The sequence below is a fragment of the Ciceribacter thiooxidans genome (genome assembly GCF_014126615.1).
GTDB lineage: Bacteria > Pseudomonadota > Alphaproteobacteria > Rhizobiales > Rhizobiaceae > Allorhizobium > Allorhizobium thiooxidans.
The window spans coordinates 109,016-128,863 of the sequence record NZ_CP059897.1 but is presented as its reverse complement, the minus strand read 5'-3'; the positions used below and the strand labels follow the sequence as shown (position 1 = coordinate 128,863).

Annotated in this window: 16 protein-coding genes and 2 pseudogenes; 13 read left to right on the top strand and 5 right to left on the bottom strand. The window is 61.1% G+C overall.

From position 1 onward, the window contains the following. Nucleotide 1: 1 nt before the first annotated feature. Nucleotides 2-538, top strand: a pseudogene (locus H4I97_RS18620) (5-deoxy-glucuronate isomerase); the annotation flags it as partial. Nucleotides 539-816: 278 nt separating this feature from the next. On the opposite strand, the gene H4I97_RS18615 reads toward H4I97_RS18620, so the two are convergent. Then, a complete protein-coding gene (locus H4I97_RS18615) occupies nt 817-1,344 on the bottom strand; it encodes a DUF192 domain-containing protein (protein WP_182308361.1) in 528 nt (175 codons plus the stop codon). Between the two features lie 380 nt (nt 1,345-1,724). On the opposite strand from H4I97_RS18615, the gene H4I97_RS18610 reads away from it, so the two are divergent. The 12 genes from H4I97_RS18610 to H4I97_RS18555 all read left to right on the top strand — a co-directional run bounded on the left by H4I97_RS18610 (nt 1,725) and on the right by H4I97_RS18555 (nt 16,612). Continuing rightward, nucleotides 1,725-3,152, top strand: a complete 1,428-nt coding sequence (locus tag H4I97_RS18610; RefSeq protein ID WP_182308360.1) for a phospholipase effector Tle1 domain-containing protein — start codon at nt 1,725-1,727, stop codon at nt 3,150-3,152. Between the two features lie 106 nt (nt 3,153-3,258). Next, on the top strand, nt 3,259-3,627 hold the full coding sequence (locus tag H4I97_RS18605) for a hypothetical protein (protein WP_182308359.1): 369 nt from the start codon (nt 3,259-3,261) through the stop codon (nt 3,625-3,627). A 1,008-nt stretch (nt 3,628-4,635) separates the two neighbouring features. Continuing rightward, nucleotides 4,636-5,301 (top strand): Spy/CpxP family protein refolding chaperone, encoded by a 666-nt coding sequence (locus H4I97_RS18600; protein ID WP_182308358.1) that lies wholly within the window; start codon nt 4,636-4,638, stop codon nt 5,299-5,301. 66 nt (nt 5,302-5,367) lie between these two features. Continuing rightward, nucleotides 5,368-7,785: a heavy metal translocating P-type ATPase gene (locus H4I97_RS18595; protein ID WP_182308357.1), complete on the top strand. Its 2,418-nt coding sequence runs from the start codon at nt 5,368-5,370 to the stop codon at nt 7,783-7,785. A 218-nt stretch (nt 7,786-8,003) separates the two neighbouring features. After that, nucleotides 8,004-8,255, top strand: a complete 252-nt coding sequence (locus tag H4I97_RS18590; protein WP_182308356.1) for a DUF2933 domain-containing protein — start codon at nt 8,004-8,006, stop codon at nt 8,253-8,255. Continuing rightward, nucleotides 8,252-8,932 carry a methyltransferase family protein gene (locus H4I97_RS18585; protein WP_182308355.1) on the top strand — a complete coding sequence of 227 codons (681 nt, stop codon included), beginning with the start codon at nt 8,252-8,254 and terminating at the stop codon, nt 8,930-8,932. Before H4I97_RS18590 ends, H4I97_RS18585 begins: the two co-directional genes overlap by 4 nt. Further along, the gene (locus H4I97_RS18580; RefSeq protein WP_182308354.1) at nt 8,929-9,636 is read left to right on the top strand and encodes an ABC transporter ATP-binding protein; all 708 of its coding nucleotides are present in this window, start codon (nt 8,929-8,931) and stop codon (nt 9,634-9,636) included. Before H4I97_RS18585 ends, H4I97_RS18580 begins: the two co-directional genes overlap by 4 nt. A gap of 4 nt (nt 9,637-9,640) precedes the next feature. Beyond that, nucleotides 9,641-12,007: an ABC transporter permease gene (locus H4I97_RS18575; RefSeq protein WP_182308353.1), complete on the top strand. Its 2,367-nt coding sequence runs from the start codon at nt 9,641-9,643 to the stop codon at nt 12,005-12,007. Nucleotides 12,008-12,010: 3 nt separating this feature from the next. Then, the gene (locus H4I97_RS18570) at nt 12,011-13,228 is read left to right on the top strand and encodes an efflux RND transporter periplasmic adaptor subunit (protein WP_182308352.1); all 1,218 of its coding nucleotides are present in this window, start codon (nt 12,011-12,013) and stop codon (nt 13,226-13,228) included. Nucleotides 13,229-13,903: 675 nt separating this feature from the next. Next, nucleotides 13,904-14,305: a hypothetical protein gene (locus H4I97_RS18565; RefSeq protein WP_182308351.1), complete on the top strand. Its 402-nt coding sequence runs from the start codon at nt 13,904-13,906 to the stop codon at nt 14,303-14,305. A gap of 26 nt (nt 14,306-14,331) precedes the next feature. Next, nucleotides 14,332-15,930, top strand: coding sequence for an ABC1 kinase family protein (locus tag H4I97_RS18560; protein ID WP_182308350.1), 1,599 nt, complete (start codon nt 14,332-14,334; stop codon nt 15,928-15,930). Between the two features lie 58 nt (nt 15,931-15,988). Next, nucleotides 15,989-16,612: a methionine adenosyltransferase gene (locus H4I97_RS18555; RefSeq protein ID WP_182308349.1), complete on the top strand. Its 624-nt coding sequence runs from the start codon at nt 15,989-15,991 to the stop codon at nt 16,610-16,612. Between the two features lie 146 nt (nt 16,613-16,758). Here the strand turns inward: H4I97_RS18555 and H4I97_RS18550 are convergent, their stop codons facing one another. The 4 genes and pseudogenes from H4I97_RS18550 to H4I97_RS18535 all read right to left on the bottom strand — a co-directional run bounded on the left by H4I97_RS18550 (nt 16,759) and on the right by H4I97_RS18535 (nt 19,845). Next, a complete protein-coding gene (locus H4I97_RS18550) occupies nt 16,759-17,814 on the bottom strand; it encodes a type II glyceraldehyde-3-phosphate dehydrogenase (RefSeq protein ID WP_182308348.1) in 1,056 nt (351 codons plus the stop codon). Nucleotides 17,815-17,818: 4 nt separating this feature from the next. Then, nucleotides 17,819-18,832: a hydroxyacid dehydrogenase gene (locus tag H4I97_RS18545; RefSeq protein WP_244658865.1), complete on the bottom strand. Its 1,014-nt coding sequence runs from the start codon at nt 18,830-18,832 to the stop codon at nt 17,819-17,821. Between the two features lie 142 nt (nt 18,833-18,974). Then, nucleotides 18,975-19,621 (bottom strand): annotated as a pseudogene (locus H4I97_RS18540) (methyltransferase family protein). After that, nucleotides 19,618-19,845: a DUF2933 domain-containing protein gene (locus H4I97_RS18535; protein ID WP_182308346.1), complete on the bottom strand. Its 228-nt coding sequence runs from the start codon at nt 19,843-19,845 to the stop codon at nt 19,618-19,620. The pseudogene H4I97_RS18540 and the gene H4I97_RS18535 overlap by 4 nt, the downstream one beginning before the upstream one ends. Between the last annotated feature and the right edge of the window lie 3 nt (nt 19,846-19,848).

The window sequence follows — 19,848 nt, the reverse complement described above, 5'->3', positions numbered from 1 at the left end:
GCTGGCCGATCTTCTGCGCAAGCCCTTCGGAAGTCATGGCAAGGTCCACGAGATCACTCCGCAATCAGCCGGTTGGCGCTTTGTCGGTTTCTCCCTCTATCGGCTGCGGTCGGGAGAGAAGGTCGGAGAGGCGACCGGCGATCGCGAAGTCATCCTTGTCGTCGTCGAGGGCAAGGCGGCTTTCCGGGGAGGCGGCAGAGATTGGGGCACACTCGGCGAGAGGATGAGCGTCTTCGAAAAGACGCCTCCGCACTGCTTGTATGTTCCCAACGGTAGTGACTGGCAAGCAACGGCGGAGACGGACTGCATCATTGCCGTCTGCTCAGCGCCGGGGAGGGGAGGTCATCCTGCGCGACGGATCGGTCCCGTCGGGATTTCGCTGACCTCCCGGGGTAAGGGGACTAACACCCGCCACATCAACAATATCGCAATGGAAAACGACGACTACTGCGACAGCCTTCTTGTAACTCAAGTCTTCACCCCCGCCGGGCATTGGTCGTCTTGTATCTCGTCAGTGCAGTATACGGGCGACGACTGGTGTTCGGGTTCGGGCGGGCGCAGTTTGTAACCGGGGAGTTAGCAGGGCACCATCCTGAATAGGCTCTATTAGCCGCGAGGTGGGCCGGCATCGGATAGGTAAGAAGTCAGCGCCTCGCTGCGACGCCAGCATTTGAATGCTCCCGCGCAGTTCCATAGATGGCTTTACGCCTCAAATCATTGATTTCGTTGAAGTGGCGGCTTGTTTCGTGAGGGTCGCTGGTTCAAATCCTTTCGAGGCGATTTTTCTACGATCCCGTCTTGTCCGTACAGCGCGCTTCACGCAAGCGTCGACACGGGCTCCTCAGTCTCTGCCTCGCCGCCGCGACGCCTGGTGCCAATGGCATTTGAAGCCACTATTTTGCTGCCCGCTCGTAGTCCAAGATCGGCTGAAGCTCCATCATTCAACTCGATCACATATTTGATAGGTTCACTCGACATGACGACTGTCTCGCTATCCGGGGCAAGATGCGGTCTTACTTCTTGAACGACGCCCTCGTCGTCGACAAAGAGCATGTCAAGCGGCAGAGGCGTATTCTTCATCCACATTTTGGCGACACGGGGCTCGGGAAATACAAAGATCATCCCCCACCCGTTGGCCAGTCGCTTGCGAAACATCAGACCGAGGGCTCGCTGCTTTCGTGATGCCGCAACTTCCAGAGTGACGCGGTGTATTGGACCCTCGGTGTTGACGATGGTCGCCTCAGTTATGCTGGGATCGAAAGTCTCGCTGGACGCGGCCAGATAACCAAGGACAAACGATGTTGTTGCAAGGACAATCTTGAGAGCGCAATCCAATATCTTCATCTGTTGATCGCTGTGGCTGCAAACGTGGATTCGGCAACATAACATCGTATCGGATGGTCTGCAGCCTCCCCCAAGAGGAGACGATACCCTGAGCGGCATCTAGAGATCGAGCGAACGGTGCATCCGCCGCGGCGGATCCGAGAAGACGGTCATTGTCAGCCTTCACCTATGTATTTGTTGGTCAAGGTGGTCGAAGCTTTCGCTGACAAAGAGTGCCGCGCCGTCGGTCCGAATCCTTTCAAGACCTTCTCTCTTTTGAAAGTCGGAACCAGCGAATCTTGGACTATTCGCTCAAATGAATTCCCATAATATAGCTATGTAACTGAAAATTATTTTGGAAATATGGCAATAGGAAAACTTGCGGCGATAGTGGGGCGACGATGGGGAAGAGAATTCTGATATTTTCCGATGGCACGGGTCAAATTGGTGGCATGCGCCCGGATCAACGTTTGTCCAATGTTTACAAGATGTACCGTGCGATGCGGTCGGGGCCGGATTCTCCGATTTCGCCAAAGGAGCAGATTGCTTTCTATGACGCAGGATTGGGAACTGGTGAGGTGGTGGGGGGTCTATTTACCAAAATCCAGCGTGCGCTGGGTGCTGGGGTGGGCAATGGGATCGATGAAAACATCATCGACTGCTACGAGAAAATCATCGCTTACTACGAGCCCGGTGACGAAGTGTTGCTCTTTGGATTTTCGAGAGGGGCCTACACCGTTCGTTCAGTTGCGAACGTCATGAATCTCTGTGGTATACCAACGAAAATGAAGGACGGTTCACCCATCCCACGCTATGGTGACGAACTGCGAAAGATTGCTTCTGATGCAGTGAAGTATGTCTACAACCACGGCGCGGGGCGTCCACGCGGTGAAGAGCCGTATTATTTCCAGCGAGAGGAAAAGGGTCGTCGGTTTCGTGAAAAATACGCGTGCTCGGCGGAAGGTGCGAAAGCCTGCGAGCAAGGAAACGTGCAGCCGACTTTTGTAGGTGTTTACGATACTGTCGCAGCGCTGGACAGCAAAACGATAAAGACGTTGGCCTACGGGGCAATTTGGCTGCTTGGTGCTGCACTGGCTTATAGCATTTGGACAGGATGGCCGTGGTATATTACGGGCGTGGTTGGTCTGGCATTTCTATTCTTTCTTTACCGAACGATTGCCATCTGGTTTGCCCAGTGGAAGTATTTTTCTCGTGACCCGAATAAACCGCGGAAGATCACCAACCCGCTCGATTGGTGGGCGATTTGGCGGAATGGGCACTGGGCCACTTGGAGCAAAAAGAACTACGATCGCTATTTGGATTCCGATGTGCAGTTTGCGCGACACGCATTGTCAATTGACGAAGCAAGAGCCGACTTTCCCAGGGTTGCCTGGGGCAGCAACGAGGAGATGTCCAAGGCGGAAGGGAGAAACCCCGCGTGGCTGAAGCAGGTGTGGTTTGCTGGCTGCCACAGCCATGTGGGCGGCAGTTATCCTGAAGATGAATCCCGCTTGAGCGATATCCCATTGGAATGGATGGTTAGCGAGCTGAAGGAGTGCCTGCCGAGTATCCAGATTCGTGAAGACCTGCTGAATTGCTGGCCAGACGCAAAAGGACTTCAACATGCTGAAGTCTATTTTTTCAAGCTGGGACCGATCAAAATCAAATGGCGGACAAGGGTACGTAAGATTGCGAAGGGCGCGGCGCTGCACTCATCTGTACTTGAACGACTCAAGGCGGACAACGTGCCGCAACTAGGAGTCTCAAAGCTCTATCGGCCTAGTGAACTTGCTGAGCATTCGGAGGCGGGCTCATTCTTCACAAAGTGACGGCGGCCATCGGTCAAAGACCACGTCTTTTCGGTCATAAGGCTCGTAGCGACCTGGCCGCTGACGTGATATTGTCACTCCATCGCATGAGCCACGGGAGGGGTGAATGCGCCGATATGCGATCGCATTTTTTGCCGGATTGCCGTTGGCGTTCGCTGCAAAGGCAGTGGAACCGGTGATTTTCTACACCGCGCATTTCAATGACAATACCGTCGTCAGCCTTGGTCTCGTCAGCAATCGCACCGCTGAACGGGCCGGGTATGATTTCGATGTCATTATATCTCTTTCACAAGGCGGCTCTGCAGCCGGAACTGTATACCGGGATCCCGGAAGGCATCGTGCCTTCGTGAAATGCAGCGACCCCGCCAAGGTGTCCGTTCGAGGCGTCGACTATCCGATCCGCTTGTCCGGCGCAGCGGCGGCGGACTGGAAGGATCGTCTCTGGAGAGCAATCTGTACACCGCCTGTCTCGTAAAAGGCCGTTCCCCAGTACATCTGGCCAATTTTCTCGATCGCGAGCGCGGGCCCGATCGACATTGGAGCGAGGCTCCCTCAGTTTGATCTAGGACAAGTTTGGCTGCGTGTATTCTGGCTATTTTATAACGTATAGCGTTTGTAGGCGTGGGCAAGAGGATCGGATCTTTGGATCGGAATTCTATCCAGCTGTGGGTCAACCGTTTACGGAGAGGATCTCCGGCAACCGGTGCGTGCCGATGGCTTGCCCTGGTCATGGCCATCGTGATCGCGGCGTTCCCGGCCGACTTTGCAGGCCGGCATGCGGATGCCTCGATCTTGGATGACGCCCGTCTTGCGGTTGAGTATCAGCTCGATGCAGCGATACAGCATGGCCATGGAACCCCATGCAACGATGAGGGCTCCGCGGATCACAGCCGAAGCTGCTGCCTCTCGGTTTCCTGCTGCCTCTATTGCCTGCCCGTCCCGACGCACTCGGTTGCAGGTCTCCTGCATCGCGAACCTGTCGCGCCTGCCTCGTCCGTCATTTCGCAGCCCGGTGAAGCGTCACTGGAGTTGCGCCCTCCCAAACGCCGCATGACCGCCTGAGCGCACGAGACTCAAGTTCGTGTGCTCCGCTATCGGCCGGTCCGGCCCTCCGAGTCACGAACACAAGAGTTTGACATGCAAGAGATTTCCCGCCACCGGAATCCGGCTTTGAGCGCAGCTCCCGCCGTCGCACAACCGACGGTAGCCAAAGCGGCCATCCACCCGGAAATATGCCTAAACGAGGCCGCAGGCCGCGTCGCGACCGTGTTCCGGCTCGCCCGGACGGACGGCGCACGCGGGTTGTGACGGAAGCCGGTAGATCAGCAGGGGCGAGCGTGTGTTCCTTCGAAAGCCGCACCGTCCTTTAAACCTATCGCGTCGGCAAGGGTTCGAACGGCACCACCTTTCCGACGCCGAAGCGACAGTCCGCCAAAGCCGCGTGAACCAGGTGCCAAACCCAAACACTAAGGAGAAGAGAGTCATGAAACGTTTGAGCACGACCATCCTCGCAACCGCGATGATCTTCATACCCGCAGCCGGCTTCGCTGAGGACACGCACCACCCGCCCGCAGGTGCAGCGACAGAGCCCGCCGCACAATCGGCTGCTCCGGCACCCGCGCCACAGGTCACCGTACCTGGCAATGGCATGTCGCCGGGCGGCATGATGTCCCCGGACATGATGCGGATGATGATGGGCATGATGGGCGGCGGGATGATGGGTGGCGGCGCGATGGGTGGCGGCCAGCCCATGGCCAGCCCGATGGGCCAGATGATGTCGCCCGAATATGTCGAAGGCCGCATCGCGTTCCTTGCTGCCGAGCTCAAGGTGACCGACGCTCAGCGTCCGCTATGGGAGGCCGTGGCCGAGGCGTTGCGCGCCGGCGCCGCTTCGACGAACGACATGATGGCCGGGATGGGGGGCGGGATGATGCCCAACGCCGATACGCAGGCTGGTGTTGCTCCTTCGGAGGCGGCATCGGCGACACCCCTTCAGAGGATCGAGCTTCAGGAAAAAGTGCTTTCCGCACGGCTCGATGGCCTGCGCAAGCTGAAAGCCGCGCTGGAGCCCTTCTATGTGTCGCTGGACGAAACGCAGAAGGCGGTGGCCGGCAAGCTGCTTGTGCCCGCTCCGATGGGGATGATGTGAATGCCCGGCGGCCGCCGCAGGCAGTTGCGGCGGCCGCGAACCTCGTCAACGGCAAGGATCGGAACGATGCAGACTACCACCGTCAACGTCAGCGGTCTTACGAGTGTCCTCGACCCGCTCGGCGTGGAAAAAAGACTTCGCCAGCTTCCGGGCATTAGCGCGGCTGCCGTCAACTTCGTCTCAGGCACCGCAACGGTGACCTATGACGAAGCCCGGACGGATGTCGAAGCGATCCGTGCCGCCATTTCCGAGTGCGGCTTCCGTTGCCGCGGCGAAGTCGTACCACGCCATGTCTGCGAGCCTGGCTCGACCACGGTTGAGCCGGCAAATCCGCATGCACCGGCCGCCCACGCCGGCCACGGAGCACACGACCACGCGGCAATGGACCGTGTCGCCCCCGCGACCGCCCCTCATGAGATGGCCCATGACGCAATGGCTCACGAGATGGGTCACGGACCGGGCATGGATATGCAGGCGATGGTGCGCGACATGCGCAATCGGTTCTGGGTCGCGCTTTTGTTCACCGTGCCGATCTTCATCTACTCGCCGATGGGCGGAATGTTCATCGCGCCAGCGCCGCCGTTTGGGCTGGGCCTCGAACTGTGGCTGTTCCTCCTTGCCAGCGCTGCGGTGCTTTATCCGAGTTGGCCTTTCTTCGCCGGTGCGTGGCGGGCGCTCAGGAACGGCGTGCTGAACATGGCGGTGCTCGTCGTGCTTTCCGTCGGTACGGGCTATTTCTTCAGCGTCGGTTCGACATTCTTCTTTCCCGGCGTGCAGTTTTATGAGGCGGTGGCGGTGCTGCTTGTGTTCATCCTGCTGGGGCACTGGCTCGAAATGCGCGCCCGCGCCGGGGCATCCGCAGCAATCCGGGCACTGCTGGACCTCGCGCCGCCGATGGCGACCGTGCTGAGGGACGGTAGAGAGGTCGAGGTTCCGACGGCCGACGTCCAGGTGAATGAGACGGTCGTCATTCGTCCGGGCAACAAGATTCCGGTCGACGGCGAGGTGCTCGAAGGCGATTCGCTCGTCGACGAATCCATGCTGACGGGCGAATCCATGCCGGTGGGGAAGGCGCCGGGTGATCGGGTGATCGGGGCGACCATCAACAAGAGCGGCAGCTTCCGGTACCGGGCGACCAAAGTCGGCGCTGATACGGCGCTCGCACAGATCGTCAAGCTGGTGCAGGAGGCGCAGAACTCCAAGGCGCCGGCCCAGCTCCTCGCCGACCGGGCCTCGCAATGGCTTGTCCTGATCGCGATCGTCATTGGGCTGGTGACCTTCGGCGTGTGGTTCTGGTGGATCGGCGCGCCCCTGCTCTTTGCGTTGACCCTGACGATCACGGTCTTCGTCATCGCCTGCCCGGACGCGCTTGGACTCGCGACCCCCATGGCGGTCATGGTCGGCACCGGTCTCGGCGCGATGAACGGCATCCTGTTCAAGAACGCGGGAGCGTTGGAAGACGCCACCAAGCTTGAAGTGATCGTTTTCGACAAGACCGGCACCCTGACGATGGGCCAGCCGCGGGTGGTGGATGTGCTGGCGGCCGAAGGCCGGTCGCATGAGGAGGTGTTGCGGGTGGCTGCAGCGGTCGAGCGGGGCTCCGACCACCCGCTCGCCGTGGCGATCGTCGAGCGCGCCGCCGGAATCGAAATCCCGGATATGCGCGCCTTTCTCAATTTGGAAGGAAAGGGCGCCCGCGCCGAAATCGACGGCGAGGAGGTATTCATTGGCAACCGCCGGCTGATGGATGAAGAGAAGATCGATCTTGGTGTCCTCGCCAAAGAGGCGGATCGCCTGAAGGGTGCTGGGCGCACCGTCGTGCATATCGCACGCGGAGCCAGGGTTCTCGGTCTCATCGCGATCGCCGATGCGCCCCGCCCGAGCGCGAGGGCAACGGTCGCCAAGCTGCGCGCGCGGGGCGTGCAGGTTGCGATGCTGACCGGCGACAATGAAGGCACGGCAAAGCGCATCGCAGATGAACTCGGCATAGACATCGTCCTTGCCGACGTGCTGCCAGGGCAGAAGGTGGCGAAGGTCAAGGAGTTGCAAGCCGATGGCAAGCGCGTCGGCATGGTCGGCGATGGCGTCAATGACGCGCCTGCGCTCACCCAGGCGGATGTCGGTTTCGCCATCGGGGCCGGAACCGATGTCGCCATGGAGAGCGCCGATGTCGTGCTGATGAAGAGCGATCCATACGACGTCGTCGGCGCGATCGAACTATCGCGTGCGACGCTACGCAAGATGCACCAGAATCTCTTCTGGGCGGTCGCATACAATGTCGTCGCCTTCCCGATGGCCGCTGGTGTATTCTACCCGCTGCTGGTCAGCCCGGAAGTGGCGGCGCTCGCCATGTCGGGGAGTTCCGCGCTGGTCGCCGTGAACGCCCTTCTGTTGAAACGGACCCGTCTCGAAGGGATCGGTCCGGGTGGCACCCTATCGGCTCTGTCCGTCGATGCAACTCAGGCGGAGGCCGCCGCACGATGAGCGAACAAGATTTCTTTCGGGGGAAATCGCCGCACGGCTGCGGTGCTCCCGGCTGTCGCCGGATCGCTGCCGCAGATGCCCGCTTTTCTCGCCAGCTGTACCCGCTTTGGTGCGATATCGGTAGCGATGGTTCTCGCATCCAATTTCTAGTGGCTGTTTGTCGGCAGGCTACTCTGCTGCATCTCTCCGGCCGTCTCACTGTCGAATAGGAGGATTGCATGTCGATGCATCATCACCAAGACCACGAAGACCATCAAGACGAACCGCGAGGCCCCTTCCTGGCGTCGCGAACGGGGCTGGTCCTTCTCGGATTTCTGGCAATCGGAGGCTTCCTGCTCTTCACGGAGCATCGCGCTCACCTGCTTGGAGCCGTGCTCTGGCTGCTGCCGCTCGCCTGTGCGTTCATGCACATGTTCATGCATGGCGGGCATGGGAGCCACAGCAAATCCAACGAAAGGAAGCCGTCATGAGCACCGATGCACCGGCCTACGGACTCTGGAGCCTCGTGATCGTCAACTCGATCATCTTCGTTCTGTTCGCCTACAGCTTCTTCAAACCGCAGACGGGACGCGACTGGCGCTCGTTTGGGGCTTTCAGCGCATTTCTCGTCGCACTGTTCACCGAGATGTACGGGTTTCCCCTGACCATCTACTTCTTGTCGGGCTGGTTTCAATCCCGCTATCCGGAGATAGACTGGTTCTCGCACGATGCCGGCCATCTCCTCGAGATGATGTTCGGCTGGAGAATGAATCCGCACTTCGGGCCATTCCATGTCCTGAGCTTCATTCTGGTCGGCGGCGGATTCTGGATGATCGCTGCGGCGTGGAGGGTGCTTTTCGAGGCACAGCGGCAGCGGAAACTGGCGAAGACCGGGCCCTACAGCTACGTTCGTCACCCGCAATATGTCGGCTTCGTCCTGGTCATGCTCGGGTTTCTCGTACAATGGCCGACGCTTCTGACGCTCGCAATGTTTCCGGTGCTGGTCTTCATGTACGTGAGGCTGGCGCGAACCGAAGAAAAGGAGGCGATTGCCTCGTTCGGCGACACCTATCGGTCCTACATGGCCGCGGTACCGGGCTTCATTCCGCGATGGGGCAGGTTTTTCGGGTCCGGCCCAGCCTCCGACGAGACCAACCGCAGGCCATGAGCGACGCAGTCTTCATAGCACGGTCTCTTGTCAAGACGTATGTCTCCGGTGAGACCGAGGTGCGTGCGCTTCGCGGCGTGGATCTCGAGATCGCCGCAGGCGAGGTGGTCGTGTTGCTCGGCCCGTCGGGAAGCGGGAAGTCGACACTTCTCAACATCATGGGCGGGCTCGATCAAGCCACGAGCGGCCAATTGTTCTTCGACCATCTGGAACTGACTGGCCTCGACGACAAAGGGTTGACGACCTATCGGAGGCAACACGTCGGATTCGTATTCCAGTTCTATAACTTGGTGCCCAGCCTCACGGCTTATGAGAATGTCTCGCTGGTCACGGAGATATCCGACAATCCGATGCGCCCCGACGAAGCTCTTGCAATGGTCGGGCTCGAAGAAAGAATGCACCATTTCCCGGCTCAGCTGTCGGGTGGCGAGCAGCAGCGCGTCGCGATCGCGCGCGCAATCGCAAAGCGTCCCAACGTGTTGCTCTGCGACGAGCCGACCGGAGCGCTGGACTCCAAGACGGGAATCCGGGTGATCGAGGCGTTGCTGAGCATCAACGCACAGCTTGGCACGACGACGCTCATCATCACGCACAACGCCAGCACCCAAGACGTGGCGGACCGTGTGCTGTTCTTCACCGACGGCCAGATTTACAATGTTCGCAAGAACGAGACGCGGCGGGCCGCCGCCGAGCTCAACTGGTGATCTCATGCGCGCGCTCGACATCAAGCTTCTTCGCGACTTTGTACGGCTCTGGGCTCAGGCGCTTGCCATCGCGCTCGTGGTGGCCGGCGGAGTGGCGACGCTCATTCTTGCTGTCGGCTCCCACCGGTCTCTCGACGAGACGCGTGCCGCATACTACGAACGCTACAGGTTCGCCGACGTGTTCGCCACGGTGACGCGCGCGCCCAGAGCTCTGCTTGACCAGATTGCCGAGATACCCGGCGTCGCGGCCGTCGACGCACGCATCACGAAACTGGCACTGCTTGATATCCCGAATTATTCGGAGCCCGCGACCGGGGAAGTCATTTCGCTGCCTGAGATTGGCGAACCCGTCCTCAACCGGATCTACATGCGCGCGGGCCGCCTGCCGGAGCCCGAGCGGGCCGAAGAGGTCGTCGTCAACGAGGCCTTCGCCAATGCCCACGGCTTCGCGCCTGGATCTCGGTTTTCGGCTATTCTGAACGGCCGCAAGCGGGAGCTGCAGATTGTCGGCGTAGCGCTCTCTCCCGAATTCATCTATGCCGTCGGGCCTGGCGACATCATGCCGGACGATCGCCGTTTTGGCGTCATCTGGATGCCGGAAAAGGCGCTCGCCAGCGCCTATGACCTCGATGATGCGTTCTCGTTCGTCGCTGTAAAGCTGTTGCGGGGGGCCTCCGAGCGCGAAGTCATCGCGAGGCTCGATTCGATCCTCGAGCGGTACGGTGGCGGGGCGGCCTATGGACGAAGCGACCACAGATCGCACGCATGGGTCGATCACGAGCTCGATATGCTCAAAAGCGTGAGCCGCACGCTGCCGCCGATTTTCCTGCTGGTGTCGGCGTTCCTGGTCAACCTGACGCTCAGCCGGCTCGTCGCGCTCGAACGCGAACAGATCGGGCTGATGAAGGCGTTGGGATATCGCAATGCCGACATCGTTGCGCATTATCTGAAGTTCGTCATCCTGATCGTGATCGCCGGCCTCGTAATCGGGGGAGCGGCAGGAACGTGGCTCGGCGCCTACGTCACCGATCTGTTCGGGGGGCTGTTCTTCCACTTTCCCTTCCTCGTCTTTACCAGGAGCCCCGATCTCTACGCGATCGCGGCCGCGCTCAGCCTCGTTGCCGCGGTCATCGGAGCGTTCCGCGCCCTGCGGGAAGTCGTGATCCTGCCGCCGGCCGTGGCGATGCAGCCGCGGGTTCCTCCGCGCTTTCGCCGGCCGCTGCCGGCGGCGTTTACCGCCAGCCGGTTCGTCTCGCAGTCGACCGTAATGATGCTGCGGAACATTACCAGTCATCCCGTCAGAGCGGCGTTGACGACGCTCGGGTTGGCGCTCGCGACCGCAATCCTTGTCGTTTCGCTGTATATGCGGGATACGATGGAACAGCTCGTCGACGTGACATACTTCCTGGCCGACCGTCAGGACGCCACCGTGAGTTTCGTGGAAAGGCGTCCGCAGAATGTCGTCATGCAGATCGCACGGCTCCCAGGGGTCCTCGCCGCCGAGCCCTTACGCGAGGTGCCCGCCCGCATCAGGAACGGCAACATAGAACGTCGCATACTGATCAGTGGCAGGCCGCGGGAGGCAGACCTCAACCGCATCATCGGCGCGGACTTGCGACCGGTGAGGTTGCCGGAGTCGGGTTTGGCGATTTCCAGCATGCTGGCGCAGATCCTCGACGTGGACGTCGGCGATTCCGTCGAGGTCGACCTGCTCGAGGGCGCGCGGCGCACGCTCTCGCTGCCGGTGGCCGCGCTGGTCGAGGATTATTTCGGGATCAGGGGCATGATGGATGCCGAGGCGCTGGCGCGTCTGATGCGCGAGTCTCCTGCCGTAAACAGCGTCAACATCAGTCTGGATCAGAACATGCGCGACATGTTCTATCGGGCCGTCAAGGCCATGCCGGTCGTCAGCGGCCTTGCCTTGCAGCGGGTTTCGCTCGTCAATTTCCGCGAGCTGATAGCCATATTCATCACCACGATGGCGGGCATCTACACCGGCCTTGCAGCGGTCATCACGTTCGGCGTCGTCTATAACAGCGCCCGAATTTCGCTGTCGGAACGTGCGCGGGAACTGGCGAGCCTGCGTGTTCTCGGCTTCACCCGCGCGGAAGTGCTGCGCATCCTGCTTGTCGAACTTGCCCTGCTGACCTCGATCGCGCAGCCGCCCGGCTGGATCATCGGCTATGGCCTCGCCTGGGTGATGGAAACGCAGCTCGCCGGCGAGCTGATGCGGGTGAGGGGGACTGTCGTCCCGTCGTCGTACATCCTCGCCAGCGCGTTCGTGCTCGCTGCGGCTTTGCTCTCGGCGTTTGTTGTGGGCTGGCGCGTTTACCAGTTGGACCTTGTCACCGTTCTCAAGACGAGAGATTGAACCATGCGCACAAATCGGATGAAGCAAATCCTGGGATTGGCGGTCTTGGCGATGCTGGCCGCGGGTGCGGTGTGGTTCGCTTGGCCGCAACCAATCGCCGTAGACATCGCGCTGATCGCCAGAGGTCCCATGGAAGTCTCGATCGAAGATGAGGCGAGGACGCGTGTCCGTCACATCTATACGGTGTCGGCGCCAATCGCGGGCAAGGTGCTGCGAATATCTCCGCCCCTCCATGTCGGAGATGAGGTGACTGCGGACGAGACCGTCGTGGCGCTGATGGAGCCAGCGGTCCCGAGTTTTCACGACGCCCGCACTCACGAAGAGCTCCAGGCGGTGCTTGCGGCAGCCGACGCCGCAATGAGACTTGCCGAAGCCGAAATCCGTCGGATCGATGCCGCGCTTCGGTTTGCGCGCGCCGACTTGCAGAGGGCCTCCGCGCTCGCCCGATCCGGAGCGGGATCACGGAAGGCTTTGGACCAGGCGACGCTGGATGTCGATGCCAACGAAGCCGCGCTGGCCAGTGCAAAGGCCGAACTGGAGGTTCGAAGGAACGAGCGCGCGAGCGTCGCGGCGAGGCTGAGTGAGCCTACCGACGCGTCTTCCCGGCCGAACCGCGGCTGCTGCATTCGGCTCAAGGCCCCGGTGACGGGCCGCGTCCTGCGGATCATCCAGGAAAGTGAAGGAGTGGTGCCGGCCGGTGCATCATTGATCGAAATTGGTGATCCGCGCGATCTTGAGATCGTGGCGGATCTCCTGTCGACCGATGCCGTAAGGATCCAGCCGGGATCTTCCGTTCAGATCGACGGATGGGGCGGATCACCGGTCCGGGGAAGGGTCGCGCGGGTCGATCCGGCGGGCTTCGTCAAGGTCTCCGCGCTCGGCATCGAAGAGCAGCGCGTGCGCACGACTATCGACTTCGTCGACCCGCCCGAAAAATGGTCGTCGCTCGGCCATGACTACCGTGTGATCGTCCATGTCGCGATTTGGAACGCGGGAGACGTCCTGACAGTGCCAGTCGCGGCCCTGTTCAGGAAGGGGGAGAATTGGGCGGTCTTTGCGGTCAGGGACGGGCGCGCACGGATAACCGTCGTCGAGGTCGGCCAAAGGAACGGGCAGGTGGCCGAGGTACAGTCCGGTCTTGCCGCCGGGGATCGTGTGGTGCTGCATCCAAGCGATAGGATCATGGACGGCGTGACGGTCGCAGAACGGGAGATCCGCTAGGCCTGGACTGTCGTGTGCTGCCCGGCAAGGCCTTCGAGGGACATTTCGGGTGAGGGTGCCAAGCGGGGGCTCTCGCAGTTCGAGACCATTGACGATGAGCTGGATAGCAGCGCGACACAAGCAGAAGCAGCATTCGGGACCCTTGAACCCGAACCATCCGTGAGGTGAAGCGACTGCATCGCGAACAGGTGATTTCCCCAACGACAGGCTGGTCGCTGGCAGCGTGGGGCGGGCCAGTAATTGATAGAGATCAATGTCGCGCTCCTCCGATAGGTGCATTTTTGAAATTGTTTGCACTGGAGGGGTGCAAGGGAGTTCGGGCCATGCCGCACAGGCAAACGATACTGCCCCACGCTCGTGCCGGCCAGGCTTTCCTGATCGGCCTCAAAGCTCGGTCGCGACAGGTTCGGTCGCATGTCGAAAATGGTTGTGTTGGCCGAGTGGCGTGCCGAATGCGAAGTCCTTCCGGCAGGACTTGGTTCCATGAGGGCCAATGCGGGATGACGCCGGATCTTGCGAACGAGGAGAACGGCCATGTTTGGTTCAGCAGCATCTGGGTTTGAAGCGACGGGAGCCGCTCCGATATCAAGGCGTCGGCCGGCGTGGGGGCGAAGCCTGCTGACGCTCCTCGCCATCCTATGTCTGGCTGTGTTCGCAACATCTCCAGCAGCGGCCGTGTCGGACGAAGAGAACTACCGGGTCGCTGAGGATCTGGGCGTCTATCTCGGGACTCTGCCCGCAGCCATCGTGCGCGGCCATCCGAAGACGCATGCCGAGGGAAGCATGCATGGCGGCGCACCGGATGGAACGGATCAGTTCCATGTCGTGGTCGCGATCTTTGACACCCGCAGCGGGGATCGGATCGAGAATGCGAAGGTCAAGGCGACGATATCGGCATTCGGCCATATCGGCACGAAAACCATAGATCTCCAACCGATGGCGATCGCGGGGACTGTGATCTACGGCAACTTCGTCGCACTACCGGGCACCGATCGCTACGATATCTCTGTCGAGATCACCGCGCTCGGCCGGCAACACCCGGTCCGAGTCAATTTCCAGTATCAACATACGAGATGAGGCGCGGGCAACCGATTGAATGCTAGATGCTGATATTCCGTCTGCTTCACATCGTCTTCGTGGCCGTGAAGTTTATTCTCGGATCGGCCTTGCGCGGACTTCATCTTCTTCCGTCGACGCCGCCTTCCGCGGAGCGTTTTCGGCTCGGCCTCGAAGCCCTTGGGACGACGTTCATCAAGTTCGGCCAAGCCCTTAGCATACGCCGGGACGTTTTACCCGATGAGTATGTCGCCGCCTTGCAAAAATTGCAGGACCATGTTTCAGCCTTCCCCACGAGCGTTGCCGTGCAGGAGGTCGAACGCGGCCTGGGTCGCCCCGTAGCGACGTTGTTTGCCGAGTTCGGGGAGACGCCGCTTGCTGCGGCGTCCGTTGCTCAGGTGCATGATGCCAGGCTCCCCGACGGTCGAAGCGTGATCGTCAAGATTCGCCGACCTGGCCTTGACCGGCAGATTGACCAGGACATGCGGTCACTTTTGTGGCTGGTGCGCGTTGCGACCGTCATCGTGCCGCTGCTCAGACACTACCAGCCTCTACGCATCGTCAGGGAGATATGGGGCAATCTCAAAAAAGAGATCGACTTTCGTCGCGAGGCGCGAAACATCAAGTGCTTCGTTACGGCCTTTTCGGAGTGGCCGACGCTCGAGATTCCAGATGTGATCGACGATCTGGTCTGCGAGACCGTGATCGTCCAGGAGCGAAGCAACGGCTTGCGGATCGACGATCCATCCTTGAGGTCGGACGGCCCCCGCCTCGCGGGGGCCTTCGTCGACGCCTACCTGCATCAAATTTTTGTGCTGGGGGTCTTTCATGGCGATCCCCATCCGGGCAATCTCTTCATCACCGAAGATGGGCGGATCTGCCTTCATGATTTCGGTATCGTCGGATTTCTCGATAGGGCCATGCGCCGCAAGCTCGCTGCCTTCGCCATGGCCTTCGTTCGCCAGGACGCCGACTGGCTCCTCGAGGCTGCGATTGATCTCGGCATTCTGGGTGGAGACCTGGATCGGAGCGAGTTTCGCCGCGGCCTGGTGGAGATCATTAGCGATTATGCCGCGCTGCCGCTCAAGGACTGGTCGCTGGCCGAGGCATTCTTGCGCGTGACGCGGTTGGGGCAGGCGCAAAATGTCTTTGTCCCGCTGGACCTCCTGATCCTGATGCGGGCGATGTTTCTGGCCGAGCACACCGTGCGCGTCCTCGATCCAGATTTCCGGCTTCTTGAAAGCCTGCAGACCAAAGCCCCGGGCGTGTTGGAAACGGCGATGAAGCAGGCCGATTGGACAAGCACGATCAACCGCCTGAGGCTCGATGCAGCGGCCGCAGCACGCGACCTGCCGTCGATGCTCAGCACTTGGGTCGGGCAGCTTGTCGAAGAAGGTAGCGGCCTGGGACTTAGTCTGCATGTGCGCGAACTCAAAGGCCTGCATGAGACGCTCGACCGGAGCAGCAATCGCTTGGTGCTCGGCCTCATCGCGGCCGGTCTCTTCGTATCCGGCTCGTTGCTGATGGAAGCCGGCGGCCCACATATCTTCGGCGATATCCCGGTATTCGCGGCATTAGCCTTTGCTCTCGGCCTTTGGTTCACGCTTCGTCTCATGCGGGCGATCGCTCGCTCCGGCAAGCTCTGACCCAAAAGCTCGTGGGAGTACGTGCCGCGACGCCGAGCCAAGCGAAAGGAGATCAGCCATGCTTGCGCTGACGCTGTCGGACCTCATTACCGGAGAAGGTGCGATCGAGATCGTCGAACGGAAAGGTTTGGGCCATCCGGATACGATATGCGACGCCCTTGCCGAGACGCTTTCCCGCAACCTCTGCCGCTTGTATCTGCAGCGCTTCGGTCACATTCTCCACCACAACGTCGACAAGGCGCTCTTGTGCGGGGGGCGCTCCACCCCTGCTTTCGGCGGTGGCGCTGTCGATGCGCCGATCGTTATCTATCTTGCTGGGCGGGTAACCTCGCAGATTGGCGACGACGACATCGCTATTGATGAAATCGCGACCGAAGGTTCGCGGTCATGGCTGCGGTCCAACCTGCATGCGCTCGACGTGGATCGGCACGTTCAGATCCGCACCCTGCTGCGACCCGGTTCGCAAGACTTGCAGGCACTCTTTTCCCGCGATGAGCGGACGCCCCTCGCCAACGACACCTCGATCGGTGTGGGCTATGCTCCGCTCAGCGCTCTCGAACGTCTCGCGCTTGCAGTGGAACGCGACATCAACGGGCGCGACCGCAGCCAAGACCATCCGGCCTGGCATAGGTTCCGCATACGTTCTCAAACGTCGGATAGATTGGCCTCACTCGTGTCGTGACGCCTTAGTTGTAACGGCCGACGACTGCCGGTCCCTCAGAGGCCCTTTGGCAATCCACTGAGGCCGCCCGAGCAGGTCCGGCGTCATCTCCATCGACAAGTAGGCGATGCGCCGCCGTGGCCGGAACGAATCGATCTACGCCTTGCTCAGCCGCGACCGAGCGAGTCGGCCACCATGCCGATCCCGAGGGCACGGTTCGTGGCAGCGATCGAGCGCGCAGCATCGTGCTCGCGTCCGGTGAGCGCCCGGATGGCGTCGATCGTCTCGGGGATCACGATGGCCTGGTTGTCGACTATGTACGCATAGAACAGCTCGTCACCCTGGACCATAAGCATGTCGGCCCAGAGCGCAACTTCGTACAGGTTGTCGTGCGGGCGCCCGAGATCGGCCATCATCTCCTTGACCGCGTTGATCGCTGAAAGGCCGTCGCCGATCTCGATCAGCGCGATCCGTGACGAAGCGCGGAAGGCGTCGAGCAGTTCCGCCTTGCTCGCCTCCCGCGTCAGCTGAACGCTCCAGTAGTGCAGGTGCGCCAACGTCTCCGGAACCTTCACCGCCATCGTCACCACGTCGAGCTCGGGGTCGACGCTCTGCGCGTCGGGTCCCTGGTGGCTCGGAATCTCGGGCTCGGGAACGAGCGTGTTCATGATGCCGCCGAGATGGCTCTCCCACGGATCGGTGGCGCGCCGCAGCAGCGTGCCGCGGGCGCGGCGCAGCAGCCCGGCCCGTTTGAGCGCCGTAAGCGTGCGGACTGTCGAGGTCGTGTTGCACGAGACGACCCGCGTGCACTTCCGGTCGATGGCGCTCTCGTAGTTTGCCTCGGCAACGAAGGAGTGTCCGGTGACCTCGTGCTTCTCGCCCCCTTGCAGAATGAATCTGAGGTCTTTTTGCCGGTAGATCTCGACGTTCTTCGCGGCCACCTTCTTCGGTGTGCAATCAACAATCACGTCGACGGCCCCGAGCAGGTCATCGAGGGTGCCGTTGAGGTCGAACCCGGCCTCGCGCATCGGAGCGGCCCGATCCTCGGTCGAGGCGTAGAGCGCGTAGTCCTTGCGCGCCGCCATCTTCAACCGCCAGTCTGCCGTGATGTCTGCGACGCCGGACAGGACCATGTCGTCTTGAGCGGCGACTGCATCTGCGACGCGCTTACCGATGACGCCGTAACCGTTCACCCCGACGCGAATTCTCGATCGTTCGGTCATGTTCTTACTCCTTTTTCTTCGGTGTAACTGCGACCGATACCGCCACCAGGTTCTGCGGCCGGCCCTCGGCGAAGGCGCGGATGTTTGCGACGGTTATCTCTGCGATCCGCTGAACCGCCTCCTGCGTGTTGAAGGCGCTATGCGGCGTCACGACCACGTTCTTCATGCGCAGCAGCACATGGTTGGCGACCAGGTCGCGCAAATCGTGCTGCTTACAGTAGATTGAGCAGATGAGTTCCGCTTCCTCCCGGATGAGGGGTTCGTCTGGGAGCACGTCGAGGCCCGCCGCCGCGACTTTGCCGCTGGTGAGGGCCTGGATGAGCGCCCGTGTGTCGATCAGATCGCCGCGTGCCGTGTTGATAACGACGACGCCGTCCTTCATCTGTGAAAAAGCCGCCGCCGATAGCATGTGGCGTGTCTCTGGCAGCGAGGGGACGTGGAGGCTGATGACGTCTGCCTCACGGTAGAGCGTTGGCAGGTCGACATATTGGAACCCGAGCTCGGCCGCGAGCCGCGGCTGCGGCGCCGCGTCGTTGGCCAGCACCCGCATCTGGAAGCCGCGGGCGATGCGGATAACGTGCTGGCCGATCCGACCGGTACCAATGACTGCAATGGAGCGACCGGCGAGGTCGAAACCCTGCAACCCCTCGGGCGAAAAATGTCCACGCTGCGCCCGCTCTATGGCCTCGGGCAGGCGATGGCTGATGGCGAGAAGCAACGCGAATACGTGCTCAGCAACAGTGTTCTCGCCGTAGGTCGGCACATTCGCTACGGCGATACCATGCGATGCGCAGTACTCCAGGTCGATGTGATCGAAGCCGGTAGATCGGGTTGCGATCAACCTGAGTGCCGGCATCTGCTCCAGAACCTGGCGGTCGAGTCGGGAAAAGATAAAGGTCGAAACGACCTCTGCGGCCGCATACGCTCCCGCGTTCTCGCGGTCGAGTGGCTTATCCGTATGCGTGAGGGAATGATCCTTCGCCATGCCTTCGAACACCGGAAACTCGCGCAACTCCATTTCGAATAAGACGACTTTCATACGCTGCCTCCGTGAATGCCAGCAGGGCTCCGCGCCGAACGGGCAATATCGTCCCTCTTGAGCCGTAGCGCCGCCTTGCCGCCGGCCCTCAGGCCCGGCGATACTGGCTTGCTCGCGTCGTTCATGCGTTTTCCACTCGCGTCAGACGCGGCACGAAAGCGGGCACCTCCGCTGCGTAACGACGCCAGACCGCGCCGAATTCGGCCTCGGCCCCCGCTCTTCACGTCGGGCGAGACGAATGTACATCCAAACCAGGATGGGGAACATGGCAAGCGTCAGCAACGTTGGCCACTGGAGGAGAAAGCCGAAGAGCACGAAGACGAAATCAACATACTGCGGATGCCGGATACGCGCATACGGACCGACGGTCACAATCGTGCCTGAGCGTTGCGCGGCATAGAGAACCCGCCACGCGGCGCTGATCAGCATGAAACCAGCCCCGACGAACAGGAAGCTGAAAATATGGAAGGGCCCGAAATGCGGGTTCGTCGTCCACCCGAAGAGCATCTCGAGCAGGTGGCCCGCGTCGTGGTACAGCCAGTCAATCCCGGGATAGCCGCTCTGCAGCCTGCCCGAGAGCAGGTATATCGTCAGCGGGAAGCCGCACATCTCGGTAAAAAGGGCGACGATGAAGGCGCTGAAGGCGTCGAACGAGCGCCAGTCGCGCGCCGTGTGCGGCTTGAAGAAGCTGAATGCGAAAACGATGAAGATCGCCGAGTTGACGATTACCAGAACCCAGAGGCCGTAGGCGGGAGCGGCGTAGTTCATCTGTCGCCTCCGCCGCCGTGGCCGCCATGCCCGCCGTGCATGAAGAGGTGCATGAGGAAGGATCCGATCAGCAACAGAACCGTGAATGCATCGCCTGCGAAAAGATGTAGCCCGTGCTCCCAACCGAGCAGCAATGCCGCGACGCCGAGGAAGGCGAGAAGGGTGACACCCGTCCGCGATTTCCAGAACGCAGCCGTTGGCCCGGGCTCATCTCGTTCGGTCATTGT

Bases quoted from the DNA above. Each gene is read 5' to 3' on its own strand.
- H4I97_RS18615 (WP_182308361.1), bottom strand. From the start codon at position 1,344: ATGAAGATATTGGATTGCGCTCTCAAGATTGTCCTTGCAACAACATCG.
- H4I97_RS18610 (WP_182308360.1), top strand. From the start codon at position 1,725: ATGGGGAAGAGAATTCTGATATTTTCCGATGGCACGGGTCAAATTGGT.
- H4I97_RS18605 (WP_182308359.1), top strand. From the start codon at position 3,259: ATGCGCCGATATGCGATCGCATTTTTTGCCGGATTGCCGTTGGCGTTC.
- H4I97_RS18600 (WP_182308358.1), top strand. From the start codon at position 4,636: ATGAAACGTTTGAGCACGACCATCCTCGCAACCGCGATGATCTTCATA.
- H4I97_RS18595 (WP_182308357.1), top strand. From the start codon at position 5,368: ATGCAGACTACCACCGTCAACGTCAGCGGTCTTACGAGTGTCCTCGAC.
- H4I97_RS18590 (WP_182308356.1), top strand. From the start codon at position 8,004: ATGTCGATGCATCATCACCAAGACCACGAAGACCATCAAGACGAACCG.
- H4I97_RS18585 (WP_182308355.1), top strand. From the start codon at position 8,252: ATGAGCACCGATGCACCGGCCTACGGACTCTGGAGCCTCGTGATCGTC.
- H4I97_RS18580 (WP_182308354.1), top strand. From the start codon at position 8,929: ATGAGCGACGCAGTCTTCATAGCACGGTCTCTTGTCAAGACGTATGTC.
- H4I97_RS18575 (WP_182308353.1), top strand. From the start codon at position 9,641: ATGCGCGCGCTCGACATCAAGCTTCTTCGCGACTTTGTACGGCTCTGG.
- H4I97_RS18570 (WP_182308352.1), top strand. From the start codon at position 12,011: ATGCGCACAAATCGGATGAAGCAAATCCTGGGATTGGCGGTCTTGGCG.
- H4I97_RS18560 (WP_182308350.1), top strand. From the start codon at position 14,332: ATGCTGATATTCCGTCTGCTTCACATCGTCTTCGTGGCCGTGAAGTTT.
- H4I97_RS18555 (WP_182308349.1), top strand. From the start codon at position 15,989: ATGCTTGCGCTGACGCTGTCGGACCTCATTACCGGAGAAGGTGCGATC.
- H4I97_RS18550 (WP_182308348.1), bottom strand. From the start codon at position 17,814: ATGACCGAACGATCGAGAATTCGCGTCGGGGTGAACGGTTACGGCGTC.
- H4I97_RS18545 (WP_244658865.1), bottom strand. From the start codon at position 18,832: ATGGAGTTGCGCGAGTTTCCGGTGTTCGAAGGCATGGCGAAGGATCAT.
- H4I97_RS18535 (WP_182308346.1), bottom strand. From the start codon at position 19,845: ATGACCGAACGAGATGAGCCCGGGCCAACGGCTGCGTTCTGGAAATCG.